Source organism: Pseudomonas sp. D8002 (genome assembly GCF_013385695.1).
In the GTDB taxonomy this organism is placed as follows: Bacteria; Pseudomonadota; Gammaproteobacteria; order Pseudomonadales; family Pseudomonadaceae; genus Aquipseudomonas.
On sequence record NZ_JACAPM010000031.1, the window covers coordinates 180,659 to 200,792 of the forward strand.

Sequence of the window (20,134 nt, forward strand, 5' to 3'; positions counted from 1 at the left end):
CCTCGACGGAAATCAAACAACAAGGAGCCACGATGCCCGCGCTTTCCCTGCAAGACACCACCGCCCCCGAAGGCGTCTGTTATGGCTGCGGCAGCAGCAACCCCCACGGGCTGCACATCAAGAGTCGCTGGGACGCCGACGGCATCCACGTGATCGCCGAGCACCAGCCCGACGCCCGATACAGCGGCTGGCCAGACCTGGTCTATGGCGGTCTGATCGCGATGCTGGTGGACTGCCACTCGAACTGGACCGCCATGGCCTACCACTACCGGTCCGAGCAACGCGAACCCGGCAGCCTGCCGCGTATCGACTGCGTCACCGGCAACCTGGGAATCAAATTCATCAAGCCGACACCGATGGGCGTGCCGCTGACCTTGCGCGCAAAAGTCGAAGGTGACGTGGGGCGCAAAAGCCGCGTGGTGTGCGAGGTGTACGCCGATGGCGTGCTGACGGCGATTGGCGATTCGGTCTTCGTGCGGGTCGACACCGGGCAACTGGCCGCCGCGGCCCATGGCCGGGAAGCCTGATACTGGTCTACATTCAGTCCCACCGCTAATCGAGGACGCTACCGATGACTCGTCTGACCGCCAAAGACTTCGCCCCTGAACTGCTGGAGCTTTACGATGGCTACGCCCACGGCAAGATCAACCGCCGGGAATTTCTCGACCGCGCAGCACTGTTCACCTTCGGCGGGCTGACGGCCTCGGCCCTGCTCGCCGCCCTGAGCCCCAACTACGCCCTGGCCGAGCAGGTGAAATTCACCGACCCGGAGATCGTCGCCGACTACATCACCTACCCGTCACCCAAGGGCAACGGCACGGTGCGCGGCTACCTGGTGCGCCCGGCCAAGGCCAGCGGCAAGGTGCCGGCGGTGGTGGTGGTGCATGAGAACCGGGGGTTGAACCCGTATATCGAAGACGTCGCCCGTCGGTTGGCCAAGGCCGGATTCATTGCCCTGGCGCCGGATGGCCTGACCTCGGTGGGTGGCTATCCCGGCAATGATGAGAAAGGTGTGGAGTTGCAACAGAAAGTCGATCCCGAGAAGCTGATGAACGACTTTTTCGCGGCCATCGAATGGTTGATGCACCACGATGCAAGCACCGGCAAGGTGGGCATTACCGGGTTCTGTTATGGCGGCGGCGTGACGAATGCGGCGGCCGTGGCTTATCCGGAGCTGGGTGCGGCGGTGTCGTTTTATGGGCGCCAGCCGGAAGCCAAGGATGTGCCACGGATCAAGGCACCGATCATGTTGCATTACGGTGAGCTGGATACGCGGATCAATGAGGGCTGGCCGGCGTATGAGAAAGCGTTGAAGGCGGCCGGCACGACCTATGAGGCGTTTATCTACAAGGGCGCCAATCACGGCTTCCACAACGATTCGACGCCGAGGTATGACGAGGCGGCGGCGAATCTGGCGTGGGAGCGGACGTTGGGCTGGTTCAAGAAATACCTGGTGTAACCCGCCCTCCAAAACACCACCCAACTCATGTGGGAGCGGGCTTGCTCGCGAAAGCGGTGTGTCAGTCAGCAGATGTTTGACTGATCCACCGCTTTCGCGAGCAAGCCCGCTCCCACAGGGGACTTTCAGCGTTCTTGAGCTCAGTGCTCCAGCGCATACCGCCGGCAATGATTCAAATACCCTTCCTCATGGCTCCCCACCAACTGCACCACACTGGTCCACAGCCACGAAGGCGCATCCAGTTGCCTGGAGCGGTTCTCTTGCAACAGCGCCATCCAGTCCTTGCGCGTATCCCGGTCCATCTGCCGCGCATGGGCCACGCCGACCACCCGTGCCAGGTACCCGGCCGCGTGCATCGCATCAATCTCGCTCAGCTCATCCAGCTCCAGCTTCATGTCCTGGGGCAGCAGTTCGCGGATGAAAAACCCGTGATCCAGAAACCGCGTGGCCAACATCCGCTCCCCCAACGCCGGTGACAGGTGCCGCGCGCCCTCCACCACGCGCCGGCCGTTATCCCGAGGCATTTTCGCCCGGGCCGCACGCGGCGCCGCAGCGCCTACCGCTTCCTTGATGTCGAGCAGGCAGTATTCCTGATCAGACTTGTCCCCTACTCCCAGCAACACCGCATACCGCAGCAACCCAAGGGAGCTGCAACCCTTGACCCAATAGGCCGAGTCCAGCAGCTCAACCTCGGCGTCGTTGGAGCGGCCTTTGAGCGAAGTCACCAGCCGGTGGATTTCATCCGACGCGCACAACGTTTCAAGGGCGGACTTTTCTGCCCGCGACAACGACCAGAAATGCTTGCCCAATGGAATCGTCGGCCGGGTGTTTTCAATACGTTCGCGAGCCAGATTCTTCCAGGTGCGCTCCACCGCACTGCGCATCCCGGACTTGACCTGGGACGGGCGCGGCGGTGCCTCGTCGGGCTTGTCCTTAAACGCCTGCGCGTAGCCCACCATCATCTCTTCAAGCATGCGGGCGGTGGTCACCCCCGGCAGGTCCGAACCCCGCGCAGCGGTGGCCAGGGACAACGCCAGGCGCACCAGGTCATGGGCCGGATTGCCGATCACCGCCTGGTCAAGGTCACGGATATGCATATCGATCCGGCCCTTGGTATCGCCCGTGGGCCCGAGGTTACCGGCGTGGCAGTCGCCGCAGATCCAGATCGCCGGCCCGTGGGGTAAGCGCCGGCCGCGCTGGCTGTGCAGCCACTCGTAAAACTGAACCGTACTGCCCCGCACATAAGCGTGGGCGGAGCGCGCCATCTTCAGGTTGCGCAGTTGCGTGAGGTGGGGCATTCGCGAAGAGGGACGCGGAATTTTCATAGAGGTACTCGTCGTGGAGATACGGTAGAGGCTGGCCCGCGACAAATGTTTCATTTTGTTTCAGAGGATTCTATTAATAAGCCACGCCAATCAATCCCACTGCAATCGGTCTTTCTATTCCTCCCGTCCCCGGGACTAGCATCGGGACAACTCGATGCAGCGAGTCACAACCCTAACTGCACACATCCCCAAACACTGCCGCCCTAACAAAAGAGATAACGCAGATGAATGAAGTGATGAACACCGCACCCGCCAAGATCAACCTGGTCAAGGCCCGAGGCTCGCTGGTATGGGACGATCAGGGCAAGGAATACATCGACTGTACCGCCCAGGCCTGGTCGAACAATTTGGGGGCCAATGACCCCCGGGTGGTGGAAGCCGCCGTTGCGCAATTGCGCGAAATGACTCACATCCGCCCCAACTTTGGCTCACCGGCCCACACCCGGCTGGTGAAGAAGCTGCGGGAAGTCTCCCCGGGCGCCCTCAACCAGATGGGCTTTGCCCTGCATGGCAGCCTCGCCGGTGAAATGGCGATGAAACTGGCCTTCAAGAACCGCCCTGGCGCACAGAACCTGCTGGTGCTGCAGGACGGCTACCACGGCCGCTCCCTGGCCACCCTCGGCGCCAGTTGGCCGCACCCGAACAATCCGTTCCTGGCGATCCAGCCACGTTTCACCCGCGTCCCCCACCCCAACCCGTACCGCACGCGCCTAGGCATGGACCCGGAAACCGAGTCGCAGCTGTGCCTTGGCCTGCTGGAAGAAACCATCCTCAAGGGCGTCGACGGTGGCGTGGCAGCAGTGATGATGGAACCGATCCAGGGCAATGGCGGGCATATCGAGTTCCCCCGCTCCTACTACAAAGGCGTGCGCGAGATCTGCGACCGCCTCGGCGTGCTGCTGATTTTTGATGAAGTGCAGACCGGTTTCGGGCGCATGGGCACGATGTTCGCTGCGGACTATTACGACGTGCTGCCCGACATCATCGTGTTCGGCAAAGGCGTCGGCGGCGGCTTCCCGCTGGCCGGGATCCTCGCCGATGACAAGCTCAAGTGGTTCGACGAAGGTGAAGAAGCCCTGACCTTCGGCCACTTCCCGGTCTCGCTGGCCGCCGGCTACGCCACGGTGGAAGCGATCGTCGCCGACAACCTCTGCGAAAAAGCCCGCGACTCCGGCGACTACATCACCGCACGCCTCAAGGACATGCAAACCCGCCACCCGCTGATCGGCGACGTGCGCTGCCCCGGGCTGATGGCGTCCATCGAGCTGGTCAAGGACCGCACCACCAAGGAACCGGCCTGCCGGGAATCCCAGGAGGTGTATCGCCTTGGGGTGGAGCGCGGCGTATTGTTTGGCGAAAGCCGCTACGCCGGGCTGGGTAACCTGATCAAGGTCAAGCCTCCTCTGGATATCGAACGCCCGTTGCTGGCCAAGGCCCTCGACGTGCTGGACGAGGTGATCGGCATCATCGAGGAGCAACGGCCATGAGCACATTCGTTGAAAACACCGTGACCGCCCCGCCGAATGTCCAGGCCCCGCTGTCCAGCGACGACGCCGACCTGGCCAGCCTCGGCTACGAGCAAAAGATGCACCGCACCATGAGTTCGTTCACCTCGTTTGCCCTGGCCTTTTCCATGGTCTCGATCAACACCGGGGTGGTCACGCTGTTCGCCGACCCGTTCAACCGCGTCGGCGGTATCGGCATCCTTTTGTGGCTGCTGGTGATCCCGCTGGTGTGCTGCATCGTCATGGTCTACTGCCACCTGGCCGGGCGCATTCCGCTTACCGGCTACGCCTACCAATGGTCCAGCCGGTTGGCGGGCAATCACTTCGGCTGGTTTACCGGCTGGGTCGCGTTCACCTCGTTTGTCGCCGGTACAGCCGCCACCTCGGCGGCCATCGGCACGGTGTTCGCGCCGGAGATTTGGGCCAACCCGACACAGGGCCAGATCCAGGGCCTGAGCATCGGTGCCACGCTGGTGGTAGGCCTGCTGAACATCTGCGGGATTCGCCTGGCCACGCGGATCAACGACATCGGCGCGATCATCGAAATCATCGGCACGGTGCTGCTGGCGATTGCGTTGTTCTTCGGGGTGTTTTTCTTCTTCGAGCACACCCAGGGCGTGGCGATCCTGACCTCGGCACAACCGGTGAGCGGCGGCACCCTCAGCTTCACCACCCTCGCCCTCGCCACCTTGCTGCCGGTCTCGGTGCTGCTGGGTTGGGAAGGCGCCGCCGACTTGTCCGAAGAAACCAAGGACCCACGCCGCGCCGCGCCCCGGGCGATGCTGCGAGCGGTGCTGGTGTCCAGTGTATTGGGCTTTGTGGTGTTCGCCTTGCTGAGCATTGCGATCCCGGGGTCGGTCAGCGAGCTGCTCAGCCACAGCGAAAACCCGGTGATCAATATCGTGCGCCTGCAACTGGGCAACGCCGCCGGCGTGGGCATGATCGTGATCGCCTTCGCCTCGATCCTCGCCTGCCTGATCGCCAACATGGCGGTGGCCACGCGCATGACCTTCGCCCTGTCCCGGGACAACATGCTGCCGGGCTCCAAGGTGCTGGCGAAGATCAACCCGCACTTCGGTACGCCGGTCGCCGCCATCGTGCTGATCACCGCCATCGCCGTGCTGCTGAACCTGGCGAGCGGCGGGTTTGTCACGGCGATCTACTCGATGGTCGGCCTGACCTACTACTGCACCTACCTGCTGACGCTGATTGCCGCGTACCTGGCCTATAAAAATGGCCGGATGCCGGGGGCGCCTGCGGGTGTGTTCAGCCTGGGCAAGTGGTTGTTGCCGATGATCGTCCTCGGCGGCCTGTGGGCCATCGCGGTGATCCTGACCCTGAGCGTGCCCGAAGAAAGCCACACCGGCGCCATCACCACCGGGGTTACACTCGGGGTCGGCGTGCTGTGGTGGTTGTTTTCGCTGCGCACGCGCCTTAACAATGGCACCGCCGGGCCGAGCGGCAAATTGCTCGACCACTAGCCGCTGATTGCAGCCAAACAACAAAACCCCGGGCGCCGGGGTTTTGTCTTGTCACCTTCAAGGAGCTTCCCGATGTTTGAACAGGCCAGCTGGCTCAATCAACCCCAGCAATGGAGCCGAGAAGGCCAGCGCCTCAAGGTGCGCACCGATGCCAGCACCGATTTCTGGCGCGAAACCCACTATGGTTTTGTGCGCGACAACGGGCATTTCCTGTTTGTTGAAACCGACGGCGACTTTACCGCCCAAGTCAAAATCCACAGCGCGTTTACCCACCTGTATGACCAGGCCGGGTTGATGGTGCGGGTGGATGAAGCGCATTGGGTGAAGATCGGTGCAGAGCTGTCCGACGGTGTGACGCTGTTGAGCAGCGTATTGACCGATGGCGTGTCGGACTGGGCCACCGGTGTGTTCCCGGGTGATCCCGAGGCGTTCTGGATTCGCGCCACCGTGGCCAAGGGCGTGCTGCGCGTGCAGGTGTCGGTGGATGGTGTGAGTTGGCCATTGGTGCGCCTGGCGCCGTTCCCCGTGGCTGCGTCGTATCGGGTGGGGCCTTATTGCTGCACGCCGGAACGTGGCGGGCTGGAGGTGGAGTTTTCCGAGCTTCAGGTAAGTGCGCCCAACGGCAAATCCCTGCACGACCTGTCCTGACTAACCCCGGCTGCTCGCCACTTCCATCGCCAACTCGGCAAAGTTGCGCGCCGCCACACTCGGTTGTGGCGGCAAGGCGACCGCCACTTCACACATCGGCATATCGCTGATCACCGGGAAGGCCAGGCCGGGCCGTGCATAAAAACGTGCGGTGGACAGCGCGGTGATACTGATCCCGCGCTCCGACGCCACCGCCTGCAACTCGGTCTCCACCGTCGAAGCTTCATGGACGATCCGCGCCGGCTGGCCATCGCGGTACGCGTCGGCGGTCCAGAAACTGCGCCACACGCCCACTCCCGGTGCAGCAATGATCGGCTCATCCAGCACATCGTAGATGCTCACGCTGCTCTCCCCGGCCAACCGGTGGCTGGACGCCAGGCACGCCACGCAGGGTTCGGTCACCAGGGTGTGCAACTCGATGTCCGGCAGGCCCAGTGGCGGGCGCAGCACCGACACGTCCATGCCCTCGTCGATCCCGGCATGGGGCGAGCCGAAGTCATACTCGCGCACCACCAGTTCGATCTCCGGGTAGCGCTTGGCGAACACGCTGAGGATTTGCGGCATCAAGTCCACACCCGCGCCGATCAGGAAGCCGATATTCAATGAGCCGCGTACGCCGCGTGCATGTTCGTGGGCGGTGCGTACCAGGCGGCTTACCCCATTGACGATTTCCCGCGCCTCTACCAGCAAGGCCAGGCCGGCTTCGGTCAGTGCTACGTTGCGGGTGTTGCGTTGGAACAGTTGTACGTCCAGCAGCGCCTCAAACTGGCGGATGGTCTGGGACAGCGCCGGTTGCGAGACATGCAGGCGGGTCGCGGCGCGCACGAAGCTGAGCTCCTCGGCCACCACCACGAAGGCCTTGAGTTGACGGATGTCTACGCCGGAAGTTTGCATTGCAGCCTCTTATGATCAGTGGCAGACCGAGTGGGAGAATAACCTGTGGCGAGGGAGCTTGCTCCCGTTGGGTTGCGCAGCGACCCTGAAACCATCCGCCGCGTTCTTGCTGAACTAACACCGTCGCTTCTTTGGGGCCGCTACGCAGCCCAGCGGGAGCAAGCTCCCTCGCCACAGCGTCGACCCAACCTCAGTGCATGGCCACTTCACGCAACCACGTCTTGAACGCCAGCATCGCCGGCGTCTCGGCCCGTGACTGCAAGCGCGTCAGCCAATAACTGCCGGTGGTGATGCCGATCTCGAACGGCTGGCGAATCACGTCCGTCGCCAACTGCCGGCTGAACATCATCGCCGGCGCCAGGGCCACCCCCGCCCCTTGCAGCGCCGCCTCCATCATCGCCAGGGACGAGTCGAAAACGATACTGCGCGGCACCAGCGTGTCGGCTGGCAATCCCGCGGCCTGGAACCATTGCGTCCACTCATCCGCACGATATGAGCGCAGCAGCGTGTGCTTCAACAGGTCCGCCGGAGTCTGCAATTGCCGAGCAAGTTGCGGCACGCACAGCACCGTCAGCGGCGCCTCCAGCAATTGGCACGCCTCGGTGCCGTGCCACGCGCCGGAACCAAACCGGATTGCGTAATCCAGGCCTTCGGCCGCCACGTCGACGCGGTTGTTGTTGGTGGACAGGCGCAAGTCGATAAACGGGTAGCGCGCCTGGAAATCCGCAAGCCGCGGCAACAGCCAGCCCACCGCAAAGGTGCCCACCGCGCCTACCGTCAATACTTCGCGGTAATGCCCACCTTCAAACTGGCCTAAGGTTTGAGCTATCCGGTCGAAGGATTCGCGCAACACCGGCAGCAGGGTCTCGCCCTCGCTGGTGAGCATCAGGCCCCGGGGCAGGCGTTTGAACAGCGTGACATTGAGCTGCGCCTCCAGGCTTTTCACCTGGTGACTGACCGCCGCCTGGGTGACGCACAGTTCAATCGCCGCCCGGGTAAAACTCAAATGCCGCGCAGACGCCTCGAAGGCTCGCAGCGCGTTGAGTGGCAAATGGGAACGGAGCATGGCTTGACCCTAATTTTTCTAATGGCTATTGCGAGATATCATCGTTTGCCGCGGGATCACAAACTGCCTAGATTTGCGGCGCCTGCGCAGGCAACGGTATTCACCCGATCACCTTCATGGAAGTCACGTCATCATGTACACATCCCTTTTTCCAACCGTGCGCAACACCGCGATATTCGCCTTATTGCTCGGCGCAGGCAACTGCATGGCGGCTACCGACATGCGCCAGGTCGTGGACAGTACTGTCCAGCCCCTGATGCAGCAACAGGACATCGCCGGCCTGTCGGTGGCGATCGTACAGAACGGCAAGGCGCAATACTTTAACTACGGCGTCGCCAACAAGGAGAGCAAGCAGCCCGTCACCGAAAACACCCTGTTTGAAATCGGCTCGGTGAGCAAGACCTTCACCGCCACCCTTGCCGGCTATGCCCTGGCCAACGGCAAGCTGAAGCTGTCGGACCCGGCCAGCCAATACCTGCCGGCATTGCGCGGCGACACGTTTGACCACATCAGCCTGCTCAACCTCGGCACCTACACCGCAGGTGGCTTGCCCCTGCAATTCCCCGATGAGTCCGATAACGCCGGCAAGATGATCAGCTACTACCAGCACTGGAAACCGGACTTCGCTCCCGGCACCCAACGCCTGTATTCCAACCCGAGCATCGGCTTGTTCGGCCACCTGGCAGCGCAAAGCCTGGGCCAGCCGTTTGACCGGTTGATGGCGCAGACCCTGCTGCCGAAACTCGGCCTCAAGCACACCTTTATCAACGTGCCCAAGTCACAAATGAACCTGTACGCCCAGGGTTACGACAAGGCCGGCAAACCGGTGCGCGTCGGGCCTGGCGCCCTGGACGCCGAGGCCTATGGCATCAAGACCAGCACCTCGGACCTGATTCAGTACGTTGAAGTGAACATGCACCCGGCGAAGCTGGAGAAGCCGCTGCAACAGGCGATTGCCGCAACCCACACCGGCTACTACACGGTGGATGGCATGACCCAGGGCCTCGGCTGGGAGATGTACCCCTACCCGATCACGCTGGATGCATTGACGGAAGGCAACTCGGCACAAATGGCCTTTCAGCCCCACAAGGTCAACTGGCTGACACCACCGCAAGCGCCCCATGCCGACACGCTGGTGAACAAGACTGGCGCCACCGGTGGTTTTGGCGCCTACGTGGCGTACGTGCCGAGCAAAGGCCTGGGGGTGGTGATCCTGGCGAACAAGAACTACCCGAATGCCGAACGGGTGAAAGTGGCCCATGCGATCTTGAGTGCGATGGATAAATAAATCCCTGCACACCTCAAATGTGGGAGCGGGCTTGCCCGCTCCCACATTGTTTTGTGGCGTGATTCAAGTTGGGTTTACATCCCCAGCCAATGCGGCAAGGCCAGCGATATGAACGGCAGGTAAGTCACCATGATCAGGAACACCAGCAGGATCATCAGCCACGGCAACGCCGCGCGGATGGTCTGCCCCAGCGTCAGCCCGGTCACTGCCGAGGTCACAAACAGGTTCAACCCCACCGGCGGATGCACCAGGCCAATCTCCATGTTGACCACCATCACAATTCCCAGGTGAATCGGGTCGATCCCCAGCTTCATCGCGATCGGGAAGAAGATCGGCGCCAGGATCAGCACGATCGCCGACGGCTCCATAAAGCTGCCCGCCACCAGCAGCACCACGTTGACCATGATCAGGAAACCAATCGGCGTCAGGCCCTCGGAGATCACCCACGCGGTGATTTCCTGGGGAATCTGCTCCGTGGTCAGCACGTGAGCGAAGAGCATGGCGTTGGCGATGATAAACATCAGCATGATCGCCAGGCGCCCGGACTCCAGCAGCACCTTGGGGCAATCCCTGATCTTCATGTCCTTGTAGATGAACAGCGCGACAAACGCCGAGTACACCGCCGCCACCGCCGCCGCTTCGGTCGGGGTGAACATGCCGCTGTAGATCCCGCCCAGGATGATCACCAGCAGCAACAGGCCCCAGAATGCCCGGCGGGCGCAGGTCAGCCACTCGCGAAAGGTCGCCCGTGGCTGGGCCGGCAGTTTCTTGATGCGCGCGACGATGTAGATCGCGACCATCAACATCAAGCCCAGCAGCAGGCCCGGAATCACCCCGGCCATGAACAGCTTGCCCACCGAGGTTTCCGTGGCGGCCGAGTACACCACCATCACGATCGACGGCGGAATCAGGATGCCCAGGGTACCGGCGTTGCAGATGATCCCGGCGCCGAATTCCTTCGGGTAGCCCGAGCGCACCATGCCCGCCACGGCAATCGAACCCACCGCCGCCACTGTCGCGGGCGAGGAGCCCGACAGTGCGGCAAACAGCATGCATGCCAGCACCGCCGCAATCGCCAGCCCGCCGCGGATATGCCCGACGCAGGCGTTGGCAAAGTCGATCAGCCGCTGCGCCACGCCACCGGTGGTCATGAACGCACCCGACAACAGGAAGAACGGAATCGCCAGGAAGGTATAGGCGTCCGAGGTTTCAAACAGCTTGATTGCCAGGGAACTCACCGAGTCCGGGCTGAACATCAGGATCGACACCGCGCCCGACAACCCCAGGGAAATCGCGATGGGCACACCGAGGAACATGAACACGAACAGCAGCAAAAACAGACACAGAACGGCCATCAGTGACGCTCCTCATGGCTGCCGGCCAACTTGCTGGCTTCACCGGCTTCGTCGGCCAGGCCCAGCCCGGTTTGGCGGTGGGTGAAGATGCGGTAGAAAATTTCCAGGTAGCGGATGAACACCAGGGCAAAGCCGATGGGCACGATCACCACGATGTCGTCGACATCGATGCCGAACTTGTCGAGGTCTTCGGCGCCGATGTGCGCGGTGGTGACCGCACTCAGCCATTTGTAGCTGGCAACCATGAACAACCCGGCGTAGGCCAGGCAGCACAGGCAAGCCAGCATGCCCAGCAGGCGCTGCACCCGGCGCGGCGTCAGCTTGACCAGCGCGTCCACGCCCAAGTGGCCGGCGGTGCGCACGCCGTAGGAGATGCCAAAGAAAATCAGCCAGCCGAACATGGCCTTGGTCAGCGCCACGCTCCAGGTCATGTCCTGGGCCCAGCCCATGGTGTGGTCACCCAGGGCGTTGAAGAAACCGCTGCTCCACGCCCACTTGTCGGCAAGGGCAAAGAACAGGGTGTAGATGTTGTTGAGCATGACGTAGACAAAAGTCACCAGGGTCATGGCGGCCAGCAGGATGGCGATAAAGCCTTCCTCCAGGTGCTCCCAGACGCGCCTTAGCGTTTGCATGGCAAAACCTCGCGAAGCGGAGATAGGTGTGTGCAAGGCTTGGAGGCGGGAACCGGATCAACATGTGGGAGCGGGCTTGCTCGCGAATGCAGTCTTTCAGTTGATGCATTCGGTGACTGATACACCGCATTCGCGAGCAAGCTCGCTCCCACATTTGATCTCGGTGCTCTCCAAATTACTGGTTCGACGCGTCGGCCGCCTTGATCAGGTCAGCGCCGATTTCACCTTCGAACTTCTGCCACACCGGGCGCATGGCTTCGCGCCAGAGCTGGCGTTGCTCCGGTGTCAGCTCGATGATTTCGCTGGTCTTGGCGTCGATGATCTTCTGCTTGGCCGACTGGTTCAGCGCCTCGGCCTGCTTGTTCACCTCGACGGTGACTTCAACCATGACCTGGTCCAGGGTGGTGCGCACATCCGGCGGCAGGCCGTTCCAGAACTTGGCGTTGGTGATCACCATGTAGTCGATCAGGCCATGGTTGGATTCGGTGAAGTACTTCTGCACTTCGTTGACCTTCTGGCTTTCATAGTTCGACCAGGTGTTCTCGGTGCCATTGACGGTGCCGGTCTGCAAGCCCTGGTACACCTCGGCAAAACTCATCTTGCGCGGGTTGGCGCGGATCGCCTTGAACTGCTCCTCCAGGACGCTGGAGGCCTGCACGCGGAACTTCAGGCCACGGGCATCCTTGGGCTCACGCAATGCCTTGTTCGCCGACAGTTGCTTGAGGCCGTTGTGCCAATAGGCCAGGCCGAGGATGTTCTTGTCTTGCATCGAGGTCAGCAGCGCCTTGCCCTGGGCCGCCTGGAAACGGTCGACCGCCGCCAGGTCGTTGAACAGGAACGGCAGGTCGTAGATCTGTACTTGCTTGGTGTACTGCTCAAACTTGGCCAGGGACGGCGCCAGCATCTGCACGTCGCCCAGCAGCAGCGCTTCCATTTCCTTGCCGTCGCCGAACAGCGAGGAGTTGGGGTACACCTCGACTTTCACCCGGCCGGGCAGGCGTTCTTCAGCGAGCTTCTTGAACAGCAAGGCGCCCTGGCCTTTGGGGGTGTTTTCCGCGACGACGTGGGCGAACTTGATCACGATGGGGTCGGCCGCCTGGGCCAGGCCCGCGGCAAACAAGGTGGCGGCGCAGAACAGCGCCCGAGAAAGCTTGAGCATGGAAAATCACCTTCTTATTGTTGTGTTATAGGGCAAGGTGCCTGATGTCACGCGTATAGAGAATTTCGAATTTTAGATACCTGCGTTCGGCGTGGACGAACGCCGATTTTGCAAACGACAGAGATCCAATGTGGGAGCGGGCTTGCTCGCGAAAGCGGTGTGCCAGTCACCGGATGCACTGGCTGACCCACCGCTTTCGCGAGCAAGCCCGCTCCCACATTTCTACGGTTGCGCGGCTAATAATCGTTGGGCCCGCAGCAGCACCGGTGCATCCACCATCTGCCCGTCCAGCTGATACGCCCCGGCCCCATGGGCACCAGCATCCACCACCCGTTTGGCCCAGGCCAGATCCTCGGCACTGGGGGCCAACGCCTGGTGAATCACCGCCACCTGCTTGGGATGGATACACAGCGCGCCGGCAAAGCCCATTTCATAGGCATGCCGAATCGAACGGCGCAGGCCTTCGGGGTCGTCGATGGCCGGGTGCACGCCGTCCAGCGGCGCCACCAGCCCGGCGGCGCGAGAATGCACGATCAAGGCAAGGCGGGCCTGGTCCAGGGCGAATTGCGCGGCCGGGGAGCCGCTGCTCAGGTTCAAGTCCAGCGCCAGGTCCAGGCCACCAAACGACAGGCGCTCCACCAGCGGCGCATGGGCGATTTCCGCCACCGCCAGCAAACCCCGCGCACTCTCGATAATCGGCCAGATAGCCTTGCCTGTTGCAGCCACCACGGCCACCTGGGCCGCACTTTCAACCTTGGGCAGCAACACCCCCGCGACTCCGGCATGGGCCTGACAGAACGCCACATCGGCAAAATGCTCGGGATGCTCCGGCGCGTTGATCCGCACCCACACCCGCGCCGCCGGCGTCGCCTGCAAAAACACCCCGAGGTTGTCCCGGGCCTGACGCTTGAGCGGCTCTTCCACCGCGTCTTCAAAATCCACAATCACTGCATCGGCGCCACTGGCCAGGGCCTTGGCAAAACGTTCCGGTCGGCTGCCCGGTACAAACAGCGCAGAGCGCACAAGAGAGGTTGGCATCGTTCGATTCCTTGTCAGATAACGCCGCGGATACGCAGGCCGTCGATGGCTTCAGCGGAGTAACCCAGCTGGTCGAGAATCCCCTGGCTGTGCTGCCCCAGCCCCGGCACCGCATCCATCCGCGGGGTGAACGCGGCATTGCGTGCCGGTGGCAGCAACGACGGTAATTTGCCCGCCGGGCTGTCGACTTCACGCCAACTGTCCCGGGCCTTGAGCTGCGGGTGGTCCCACACGCCTTGCATGTCGTTGACTCGTGCACTGGCGATTTGCGCGTCTTCCAGGCGCTGGATCACGCCCTCGGCGCTCATCTGCGCAAAACTGTCGACGATGATCTGGCGCAGCACGTCGCGGTTTTCCGAACGCTTGAAGTTGGCCGAGAAACGCTCGTCGGTGGCCAATTCCGGGGTGAGCAGCACCTTGTCGCAGAACGCCGCCCATTCCCGCTCATTCTGCAACCCGAGCATCACCGTGCCGCCGTCGCCGGTGGGAAATGGCCCGTAGGGGTAGATCGTCGAATGCGCCGCACCCGCGCGCGGTGGCTGGGGCGCGCCGTCGAACGCGTAATACATCGGGTAGCCCATCCACTCCACCAGGCTTTCCAGCATGCTGACGTCGATGCGACTGCCCTGCCCGGTCTTGCCCCGCAGCAGCAGCGCCGAGAGGATGCCGCTGTAGGCGTACATACCGGCGGAGATATCGGCGATGGAGCAGCCGGCCTTGGCCATCTGGTCTTCACCCGGGCCACCGGTGACCGAGAGAAAGCCGCCTTCGCTCTGGATCAGCAGGTCGTAGGCCTTTTTCTTTTCATACGGGCCACCCTCGCCATAGCCGGAGATGTCGCAGACGATCAGCCGCGGGAAGCGCTCATGCATCGCCTCGAATGACAATCCCATGCGCGCGGCCGCGCCCGGTGCGAGGTTCTGCACCAGCACATCGGCATCGGCCAGCAGGGTTTCCAGGATGTCCCCGGCATCGTCGTGCTTGAGGTCCAGGGTCAGGCTTTCCTTGGAACGGTTGGTCCACACGAAATGCGAGGCCAGGCCGCGCACGCGCTCGTCATAGCCCCGGGCAAAGTCGCCCGCCCCGGGACGTTCGATCTTGATCACCCGCGCGCCCAGGTCGGCCAACTGGCGAGTGCAGAACGGTGCGGCAATCGCGTGTTCCAGGCTGACAACGGTGATGCCGTCCAGCGGTCGTTGATTAGCGGTCATGACAGTTCCTTAAAGCCAGTGAGCCAGGGACGCGGCGTTGCGCAGGTCCCAGACCTTTTCGATCAGCCCGGTGGTTTGCGCGGGTGTGCGGGCACCGCTGAATTGAGTCAGGCGCTGGAACTTGTCGGCCAGCTCCGAGCGGTTCAGGGTGTTGCCCGGGTCGCCCTTGGGTTCGTCGATGGCGCCGTGCAGGGTGCGACCATCGGCGGTGGTCACGATCACCCGGCCCAGCCAGCGCTGCGGATAGGCACCGTCGACTTCGGCGTCGAGGGTCATGGAGACCTTGTCGCGAAACGCCGCCACGTCCCCGTCGCTCAGCGCCAGCTCGTGAAACTCGGTCAGCCCGGCCTTGCCATACACGGCAATCAACCCCAGCACGGTGCCCATGGAGAACTTGGCCTGGTGCACGGTCTGCGGCAGCGTCACCCGGCCCAAAACGTCGATGGCGCCCTGGTGAACGCGGGTTTCCACATGGGTAATCTGCTCATGGCCGAGCCCCTCGCGCTGCATCAGATCCAGCAGCGCATCGGCGGCCGGATGGGTATGCCGGCATGAAGCATGGAACTTGAACGACGTTTCCAGCAGCGCCCAGCGGCTGCCGAGGCGATCCGACAATTTGCCTGGGTCGGCGTCGGTGGACATGCCCGCCGCCATCCCCTGATCACCTTCCAGAATATTGCGCGCACCGGTCAGCCCGTCCGCCGTCAGGTAAGCCGCCAGCAAACCATCGGCAGCGGCCTTGGCAGTGTGCAGTTGCTTGGAGTCGGCGGCATCCCGCAGGAACTCCCACAGCCCGGCCGCCTGAGTGCCGGCACTGCCCAGCAGGTTGATGAATTGCTCTTGGTTGAAGTCGAGCAATTTGCCCACGGCCACCGCCGCCGCGAGGGTGCCGACGGTGGCCGTGGTGTGGAAGATCCGGTAGTGGGAGCGGCCCATGAATTCGCCGATGCGAATCCCGGCTTCGTAGCCGGCCACCGAGGCCAGCAGCAGTTCGCGACCGGACTTGCCGAGGTCTTGCGCCGCCGCCAATGCCGCCGGAAACACCACGGTCGCCGGGTGCAATACCGAGCTGTTGTGCAGGTCATCCTGCTCCACCAGGTGCGACGACGCGCCATTCACCAGCGCGGCGAAATAGGCACTGCTGCTGCCGCCGTTGACGATGATCTGCGCCGGGCCATCAGCCGGGCCCATCCTGCGGGCATAACGTTCGAACAGCGGGATCGGATGCGCGCCCTTGCTGGCCAGCGCCGAGGCGAGCCAGTCGAGGAACAGGTCTTCGGTGCGGGCGAGTACGGCGTCCGGCAATTGTGCGTAATTCAACTCGGCGAGGAACCGACACAGCGCTTGGGTATGGCTCATGGTCGGGCCCTCAGAAACTGCGTGGCAGTTCGAGCAGATGCTCGGCCACGTAGGACAGGATCAGGTTGGTGGAGATCGGCGCAACCTGGTACAGGCGGGTTTCGCGGAACTTGCGCTCCACGTCGTATTCGCAGGCAAACCCGAAGCCGCCGTGGGTTTGCAGGCAGGCGTTGGCCGCCTCCCAGGAAGCCTTGGCCGCGAGGTACTTGGCCATGTTCGCGCTGGCCCCGGCATTGGCGCCGCTGTCGTATTCCTCACAGGCACGCCAGCGCATCAAGTCGGCCGCTTCGATCTCGATATGGGCTTCGGCAATCGGGAACTGCACGCCCTGGTTCTGTCCGATGGGCCGACCAAATACCACGCGGTCGCGGGCATAGGCGCTGGCTTTCTCGATAAACCAGCGGCCATCGCCGATGCACTCGGCGGCAATCAGGGTGCGTTCGGCGTTGAGGCCGTCGAGGATGTAGCGAAAGCCCTTGCCCTCCTCGCCAATCAGGCTGTCCAGCGGCAACTCCAGGTTGTCGAAGAACAGTTCGTTGGTCTCGTGGTTGACCATGTTGGCGATGGGCTGCACGGTCAGGCCGTTGCCGATAGCTTCCCGCAAGTCCACGAGGAAGATCGACATGCCTTCGGATTTTTTCTTCACCTCGGCCAACGGCGTGGTGCGGGCCAGCAGGATCATCAGGTCGGAATGCTGCACCCGCGAGATCCAGACTTTCTGGCCATTGATCACGTACTTGTCGCCGCGCTTGACTGCGGTGGTCTTGATTTTGGTGGTGTCGGTGCCGGTGGTGGGCTCGGTCACGGCCATCGACTGCAGGCGCAATTCGCCGCTGGCGAGCTTGGGCAGGTAGAAGCTTTTCTGTGCTTCGCTGCCGTGACGCAGCAAGGTGAACATGTTGTACATCTGGCCGTGGACGGTGCCGGAGTTGCCACCGCAGCGGTTCACTTCCTCCAGTATCACCGAGGCTTCCGCCAGCCCCAGGCCGGAGCCGCCGTAGGCTTCCGGGATCATTGCCGACAGCCAGCCGGCGTCGGTCAGGGCCTTGACGAAGGCTTCCGGGAAGCCCTTTTCTTCATCGACCTTGCGCCAGTAGGCAGCGTCGAATTCGGCGCAGAGTGCGCGCACGCCTTCGCGGATGGCATTCAGTTCTTCGTTGTCATTCGGGTTCATTAACGGCTCTCCGCCTGTTGTTCTTGGAGGTTTATTCGAAATGCAGTTCGGCGCGCTGGGCCAGGCCGTCGGCGTTGCCCGCCCACAGTTCCGCGACGCCCGGCGCGGTGACGTGCCCGCCCACTTCAAAGGCTTGCGGGGCAATCAACGGGCGCACGCCGCGATACGAGAAACGGCGCAACGTGGCCGCGGGGTTGGCGCGGCAAAATGCGCGCAGGCTCAAGGTGGCGATCAGCGGACCGTGCACCACCAGCCCCGAATAACCTTCGGTGCCGGTGACATAGGGGTAGTCGTAGTGAATGCGGTGGCCGTTGAAGGTCACGGCGCTGTAGCGGAACAACAGGGTTGGCGTCGGGTCGACCGCTTCACGCCAGGCGCCTTCGGGGAGCGCGTCACCACTGCCCTGCTTGGGCGGCGTGGGTTCGCGGTAGACGATGTCCTGTTCTTCGCGCAGGGCCAGGCGGCCGTCCTGGGAATAGTCGTGGCGCACGGTGACGAACAACAACGAGCCAGTGCGACCGGTTTTTTCTTCCACCTGGGTGATGGTCGAAACGCGGGTGGCGGCCTCACCGGCACGCAATGCATGGAAGAACTCGATGCGCCCGCCGGCCCACATGCGGTTGCGATTATCGGCCGGCGGCAGGAAGCCGCCACGGGCCGGATGACCGTCACCGCCCAGGGCGGACTCGGGCAGCGGGTCCTGGAAGAAGCACCATTGCCACAAGGGCGGAACCGGCTCGCCATCTGCCGGTGCCGCTTCGCCAAAGGTGGCGGCGATGCGTTTGAGCAGGTTGTGGCTCAAGTGGTCGTGGGCTGTTTCGCTACGGCCGATCCAGTCTGTGGCGCTCATCAGGTGCATGTCCTCGGGCAGGGAATCTGAACCGGATCATGCTGGGCCCTGGCCGTTCTGAGAATTTGCATTTCAATAAAGCAGCGTTCGGCTATGCTGAACGCCATCGCCCATAAAAAGATCTCAAGAACCCGGATGATCAATGTGGGAGCTGGCTTGCCTGCTCCCACATGGGTTCTTCGTCGCTGCCCCGGAGCCTTGCATGCACTTTGATCTGGCTGACTTACGCCTGTTTATCCATATCGCCGAATCCCCCAGCCTGACCCAGGGCGCCAAGCGCGCGTTCCTTTCACCGGCCGCCGCCAGTGCGCGGATCAAGGCCCTGGAGGGCCAGCTCGACACCCGCCTGTTGTACCGCGACAGCCGTGGTGTGGAAATTACCCCGGCGGGCGAACGGCTGCTGCACCATGCGCGGCTGATCATGCGCCAGGTGGATTACCTGAAAAGCGAGTTCACCCAATACGGCATCGACTCGGCCGGGCATATCCGCATTTTTGCCAACACCACCGCCGTGACCGAATTTCTCCCGGAGGTGCTGGCCGGCTTCCTGTCCCAGCGCCCCGGCGTGACGGTGGACCTGCAGGAGCGGCTGTCGCGGGATATCGTGCGGGGCGTGCTGGATGGCACCAGCGACATGGGCATCATCGCCGGGCCTGTGGAAGCGTCGGGTTTGCAGGTGCTGCACTTCAGCACCGACCACCTGGTGCTGACGGTACCGGAGGGGCATCCACTGGCGGGCCTGCCTTCGGTGACGCTGGAGCAAACCCTGGCTTATCAGCATATCGGCTTGCATGACGGCAGCACGTTGCTGAGTTTCCTGCGTGAGCATGTGGAGCGGCTGGGCAAGCACTTGTCGTTGCGCATTCAAATGTCGAGCTTCGAGGCGATCTGCCGGATGGTTGAGGCGGGCGTGGGGATCGGCATCATTCCCGAGTCGGCCGCCGTGCGGCACAGCCGGACCATGCAACTGGTGACGGTGAAGCTGGATGAAGTTTGGGCAGTGCGCGAGCGCAGTATTCTGGTGCGGGAACTGGAGGCGTTGCCGGGGACGATTCGGGCGTTGATCGCGACCTTGATGCCCGAGATGGAACCGCCCCGGCTGCCGGGCGCCTAAGCTAACGTTGCCCTTTTGCGAAGGAGATCTGGTCATGCAGCTTGAAGGTTCCTGCCATTGCGGCGCGGTTTCGTTCAGTCTTGAGAGTGCGCATCCCTACCCTTATCAACGGTGTTATTGCTCGATTTGTCGCAAGACCCAGGGGGGTGGCGGGTATGCGATCAACCTTGGGGGGGATGCCAGGAGCCTCAAGGTACGGGGGCGCAAGTTGATTTCGATTTATCACGCGCGGATGAAAGGGCCGGGGGATAGCCGGGCGCATGCGAGTACGGCTGAGCGGCATTTTTGTTCGCAGTGTGGGTCGGGGTTGTGGTTGTTCAGTCCGCAGTGGCCGGAGTTGATTCATCCGTTTGCTTCGGCGATTGATACGCCGTTGCCGGTGCCGCCGGAGCATACGCATTTGATGCTGGGGTCGAAGGCGCCGTGGGTTGAGGTGAGTGTTCGCGCGGGGGACCTGGAGTTTGAGGAGTATCCAGAGGAGTCGATTGCCGAGTGGCATGAGCGGTTGGGGCTGGGTTGATTGATTAAGTGAGTGAGTGAGTGAATATCCGTTATTTGGGTGATGGCTGAGATTGG

19 protein-coding genes are annotated in these 20,134 nt (G+C 62.8%); 8 read left to right on the forward strand and 11 right to left on the reverse strand.

Features of this window, described 5'->3' with window-relative positions:
- Positions 1-32 precede the first annotated feature (32 nt).
- Together HX807_RS17945 and yghX are read left to right on the forward strand one after the other, a co-directional pair.
- Entirely contained in the window at positions 33-527 is a 495-nt protein-coding gene (locus HX807_RS17945) for a PaaI family thioesterase (protein WP_177050628.1), read from the forward strand.
- A 44-nt stretch (positions 528-571) separates the two neighbouring features.
- Positions 572-1,459, forward strand: coding sequence for a YghX family hydrolase (gene yghX, locus HX807_RS17950; RefSeq protein ID WP_003215079.1), 888 nt, complete (start codon positions 572-574; stop codon positions 1,457-1,459).
- A 140-nt stretch (positions 1,460-1,599) separates the two neighbouring features.
- On the opposite strand, the gene HX807_RS17955 is transcribed toward yghX, so the two are convergent.
- Positions 1,600-2,784 (reverse strand): DUF2252 family protein, encoded by a 1,185-nt coding sequence (locus HX807_RS17955; protein WP_177050630.1) that lies wholly within the window; start codon positions 2,782-2,784, stop codon positions 1,600-1,602.
- A gap of 224 nt (positions 2,785-3,008) precedes the next feature.
- On the opposite strand from HX807_RS17955, the gene HX807_RS17960 reads away from it, so the two are divergent.
- The 3 genes from HX807_RS17960 to HX807_RS17970 all read left to right on the forward strand — a co-directional run bounded on the left by HX807_RS17960 (position 3,009) and on the right by HX807_RS17970 (position 6,418).
- The gene (locus HX807_RS17960; protein WP_087695004.1) at positions 3,009-4,271 is read left to right on the forward strand and encodes an aspartate aminotransferase family protein; all 1,263 of its coding nucleotides are present in this window, start codon (positions 3,009-3,011) and stop codon (positions 4,269-4,271) included.
- A complete protein-coding gene (locus HX807_RS17965; RefSeq protein ID WP_177050632.1) occupies positions 4,268-5,770 on the forward strand; it encodes an APC family permease in 1,503 nt (500 codons plus the stop codon). The genes HX807_RS17960 and HX807_RS17965 overlap by 4 nt, the downstream gene beginning before the upstream one ends.
- 72 nt (positions 5,771-5,842) lie before the next feature.
- Positions 5,843-6,418 carry a DUF1349 domain-containing protein gene (locus tag HX807_RS17970; RefSeq protein WP_177029131.1) on the forward strand — a complete coding sequence of 192 codons (576 nt, stop codon included), beginning with the start codon at positions 5,843-5,845 and terminating at the stop codon, positions 6,416-6,418.
- On the opposite strand, the gene HX807_RS17975 is transcribed toward HX807_RS17970, so the two are convergent.
- Together HX807_RS17975 and HX807_RS17980 are read right to left on the reverse strand one after the other, a co-directional pair.
- On the reverse strand, positions 6,419-7,312 hold the full coding sequence (locus HX807_RS17975; RefSeq protein WP_003215068.1) for a LysR family transcriptional regulator: 894 nt from the start codon (positions 7,310-7,312) through the stop codon (positions 6,419-6,421). It lies immediately after the preceding gene.
- A 190-nt stretch (positions 7,313-7,502) separates the two neighbouring features.
- Complete coding sequence (locus HX807_RS17980; protein ID WP_003215066.1) at positions 7,503-8,378, reverse strand: LysR family transcriptional regulator; 876 nt, start codon at positions 8,376-8,378, stop codon at positions 7,503-7,505.
- Between the two features lie 133 nt (positions 8,379-8,511).
- On the opposite strand from HX807_RS17980, the gene ampC reads away from it, so the two are divergent.
- Entirely contained in the window at positions 8,512-9,666 is a 1,155-nt protein-coding gene (ampC, locus tag HX807_RS17985) for a class C beta-lactamase (RefSeq protein ID WP_177050634.1), read from the forward strand.
- Positions 9,667-9,740: 74 nt separating this feature from the next.
- Here ampC and dctM read toward each other — a convergent pair whose 3' ends face one another.
- From dctM to HX807_RS18025, 8 genes are all read right to left on the reverse strand, one after another.
- Positions 9,741-11,021 carry a C4-dicarboxylate TRAP transporter large permease protein DctM gene (gene dctM / locus HX807_RS17990; protein WP_003215062.1) on the reverse strand — a complete coding sequence of 427 codons (1,281 nt, stop codon included), beginning with the start codon at positions 11,019-11,021 and terminating at the stop codon, positions 9,741-9,743.
- Positions 11,021-11,653: a TRAP transporter small permease gene (locus HX807_RS17995; protein ID WP_003215060.1), complete on the reverse strand. Its 633-nt coding sequence runs from the start codon at positions 11,651-11,653 to the stop codon at positions 11,021-11,023. Before HX807_RS17995 ends, dctM begins: the two co-directional genes overlap by 1 nt.
- Before the next feature lie 175 nt (positions 11,654-11,828).
- Positions 11,829-12,812, reverse strand: coding sequence for a C4-dicarboxylate TRAP substrate-binding protein DctP (dctP, locus tag HX807_RS18000; RefSeq protein WP_003215057.1), 984 nt, complete (start codon positions 12,810-12,812; stop codon positions 11,829-11,831).
- 222 nt (positions 12,813-13,034) lie between these two features.
- Positions 13,035-13,850, reverse strand: a complete 816-nt coding sequence (locus HX807_RS18005; RefSeq protein WP_003215055.1) for a CoA ester lyase — start codon at positions 13,848-13,850, stop codon at positions 13,035-13,037.
- 14 nt (positions 13,851-13,864) lie between these two features.
- On the reverse strand, positions 13,865-15,061 hold the full coding sequence (locus HX807_RS18010) for a CaiB/BaiF CoA-transferase family protein (RefSeq protein ID WP_177050635.1): 1,197 nt from the start codon (positions 15,059-15,061) through the stop codon (positions 13,865-13,867).
- A 9-nt stretch (positions 15,062-15,070) separates the two neighbouring features.
- Positions 15,071-16,420, reverse strand: a complete 1,350-nt coding sequence (locus HX807_RS18015; protein WP_177050636.1) for an MmgE/PrpD family protein — start codon at positions 16,418-16,420, stop codon at positions 15,071-15,073.
- A gap of 10 nt (positions 16,421-16,430) precedes the next feature.
- The gene (locus HX807_RS18020; protein WP_087694986.1) at positions 16,431-17,594 is read right to left on the reverse strand and encodes an acyl-CoA dehydrogenase family protein; all 1,164 of its coding nucleotides are present in this window, start codon (positions 17,592-17,594) and stop codon (positions 16,431-16,433) included.
- A 31-nt stretch (positions 17,595-17,625) separates the two neighbouring features.
- Positions 17,626-18,444, reverse strand: coding sequence for a MaoC family dehydratase N-terminal domain-containing protein (locus tag HX807_RS18025; RefSeq protein WP_177009472.1), 819 nt, complete (start codon positions 18,442-18,444; stop codon positions 17,626-17,628).
- A 202-nt stretch (positions 18,445-18,646) separates the two neighbouring features.
- Between HX807_RS18025 and HX807_RS18030 the strand changes: the two genes are divergently transcribed.
- Together HX807_RS18030 and HX807_RS18035 are read left to right on the forward strand one after the other, a co-directional pair.
- A complete protein-coding gene (locus tag HX807_RS18030; protein ID WP_003215044.1) occupies positions 18,647-19,558 on the forward strand; it encodes a LysR family transcriptional regulator in 912 nt (303 codons plus the stop codon).
- Positions 19,559-19,592: 34 nt separating this feature from the next.
- A complete protein-coding gene (locus HX807_RS18035) occupies positions 19,593-20,078 on the forward strand; it encodes a GFA family protein (protein ID WP_177009473.1) in 486 nt (161 codons plus the stop codon).
- The last annotated feature ends 56 nt before the right edge of the window (positions 20,079-20,134 follow it).

Coding starts and splice junctions, on each gene's coding strand:
- HX807_RS17975 (WP_003215068.1), bottom strand. CDS start 7,312: ATGCAAACTTCCGGCGTAGACATCCGTCAACTCAAGGCCTTCGTGGTG.
- HX807_RS18020 (WP_087694986.1), bottom strand. CDS start 17,594: ATGAACCCGAATGACAACGAAGAACTGAATGCCATCCGCGAAGGCGTG.
- HX807_RS17960 (WP_087695004.1), top strand. CDS start 3,009: ATGAATGAAGTGATGAACACCGCACCCGCCAAGATCAACCTGGTCAAG.
- dctP (WP_003215057.1), bottom strand. CDS start 12,812: ATGCTCAAGCTTTCTCGGGCGCTGTTCTGCGCCGCCACCTTGTTTGCC.
- HX807_RS17955 (WP_177050630.1), bottom strand. CDS start 2,784: ATGAAAATTCCGCGTCCCTCTTCGCGAATGCCCCACCTCACGCAACTG.
- HX807_RS17980 (WP_003215066.1), bottom strand. CDS start 8,378: ATGCTCCGTTCCCATTTGCCACTCAACGCGCTGCGAGCCTTCGAGGCG.
- HX807_RS18010 (WP_177050635.1), bottom strand. CDS start 15,061: ATGACCGCTAATCAACGACCGCTGGACGGCATCACCGTTGTCAGCCTG.
- HX807_RS18025 (WP_177009472.1), bottom strand. CDS start 18,444: ATGAGCGCCACAGACTGGATCGGCCGTAGCGAAACAGCCCACGACCAC.
- dctM (WP_003215062.1), bottom strand. CDS start 11,021: ATGGCCGTTCTGTGTCTGTTTTTGCTGCTGTTCGTGTTCATGTTCCTC.
- HX807_RS17970 (WP_177029131.1), top strand. CDS start 5,843: ATGTTTGAACAGGCCAGCTGGCTCAATCAACCCCAGCAATGGAGCCGA.
- HX807_RS18005 (WP_003215055.1), bottom strand. CDS start 13,850: ATGCCAACCTCTCTTGTGCGCTCTGCGCTGTTTGTACCGGGCAGCCGA.
- HX807_RS18035 (WP_177009473.1), top strand. CDS start 19,593: ATGCAGCTTGAAGGTTCCTGCCATTGCGGCGCGGTTTCGTTCAGTCTT.
- HX807_RS18015 (WP_177050636.1), bottom strand. CDS start 16,420: ATGAGCCATACCCAAGCGCTGTGTCGGTTCCTCGCCGAGTTGAATTAC.
- HX807_RS17965 (WP_177050632.1), top strand. CDS start 4,268: ATGAGCACATTCGTTGAAAACACCGTGACCGCCCCGCCGAATGTCCAG.
- HX807_RS17945 (WP_177050628.1), top strand. CDS start 33: ATGCCCGCGCTTTCCCTGCAAGACACCACCGCCCCCGAAGGCGTCTGT.
- HX807_RS18030 (WP_003215044.1), top strand. CDS start 18,647: ATGCACTTTGATCTGGCTGACTTACGCCTGTTTATCCATATCGCCGAA.
- yghX (WP_003215079.1), top strand. CDS start 572: ATGACTCGTCTGACCGCCAAAGACTTCGCCCCTGAACTGCTGGAGCTT.
- ampC (WP_177050634.1), top strand. CDS start 8,512: ATGTACACATCCCTTTTTCCAACCGTGCGCAACACCGCGATATTCGCC.
- HX807_RS17995 (WP_003215060.1), bottom strand. CDS start 11,653: ATGCAAACGCTAAGGCGCGTCTGGGAGCACCTGGAGGAAGGCTTTATC.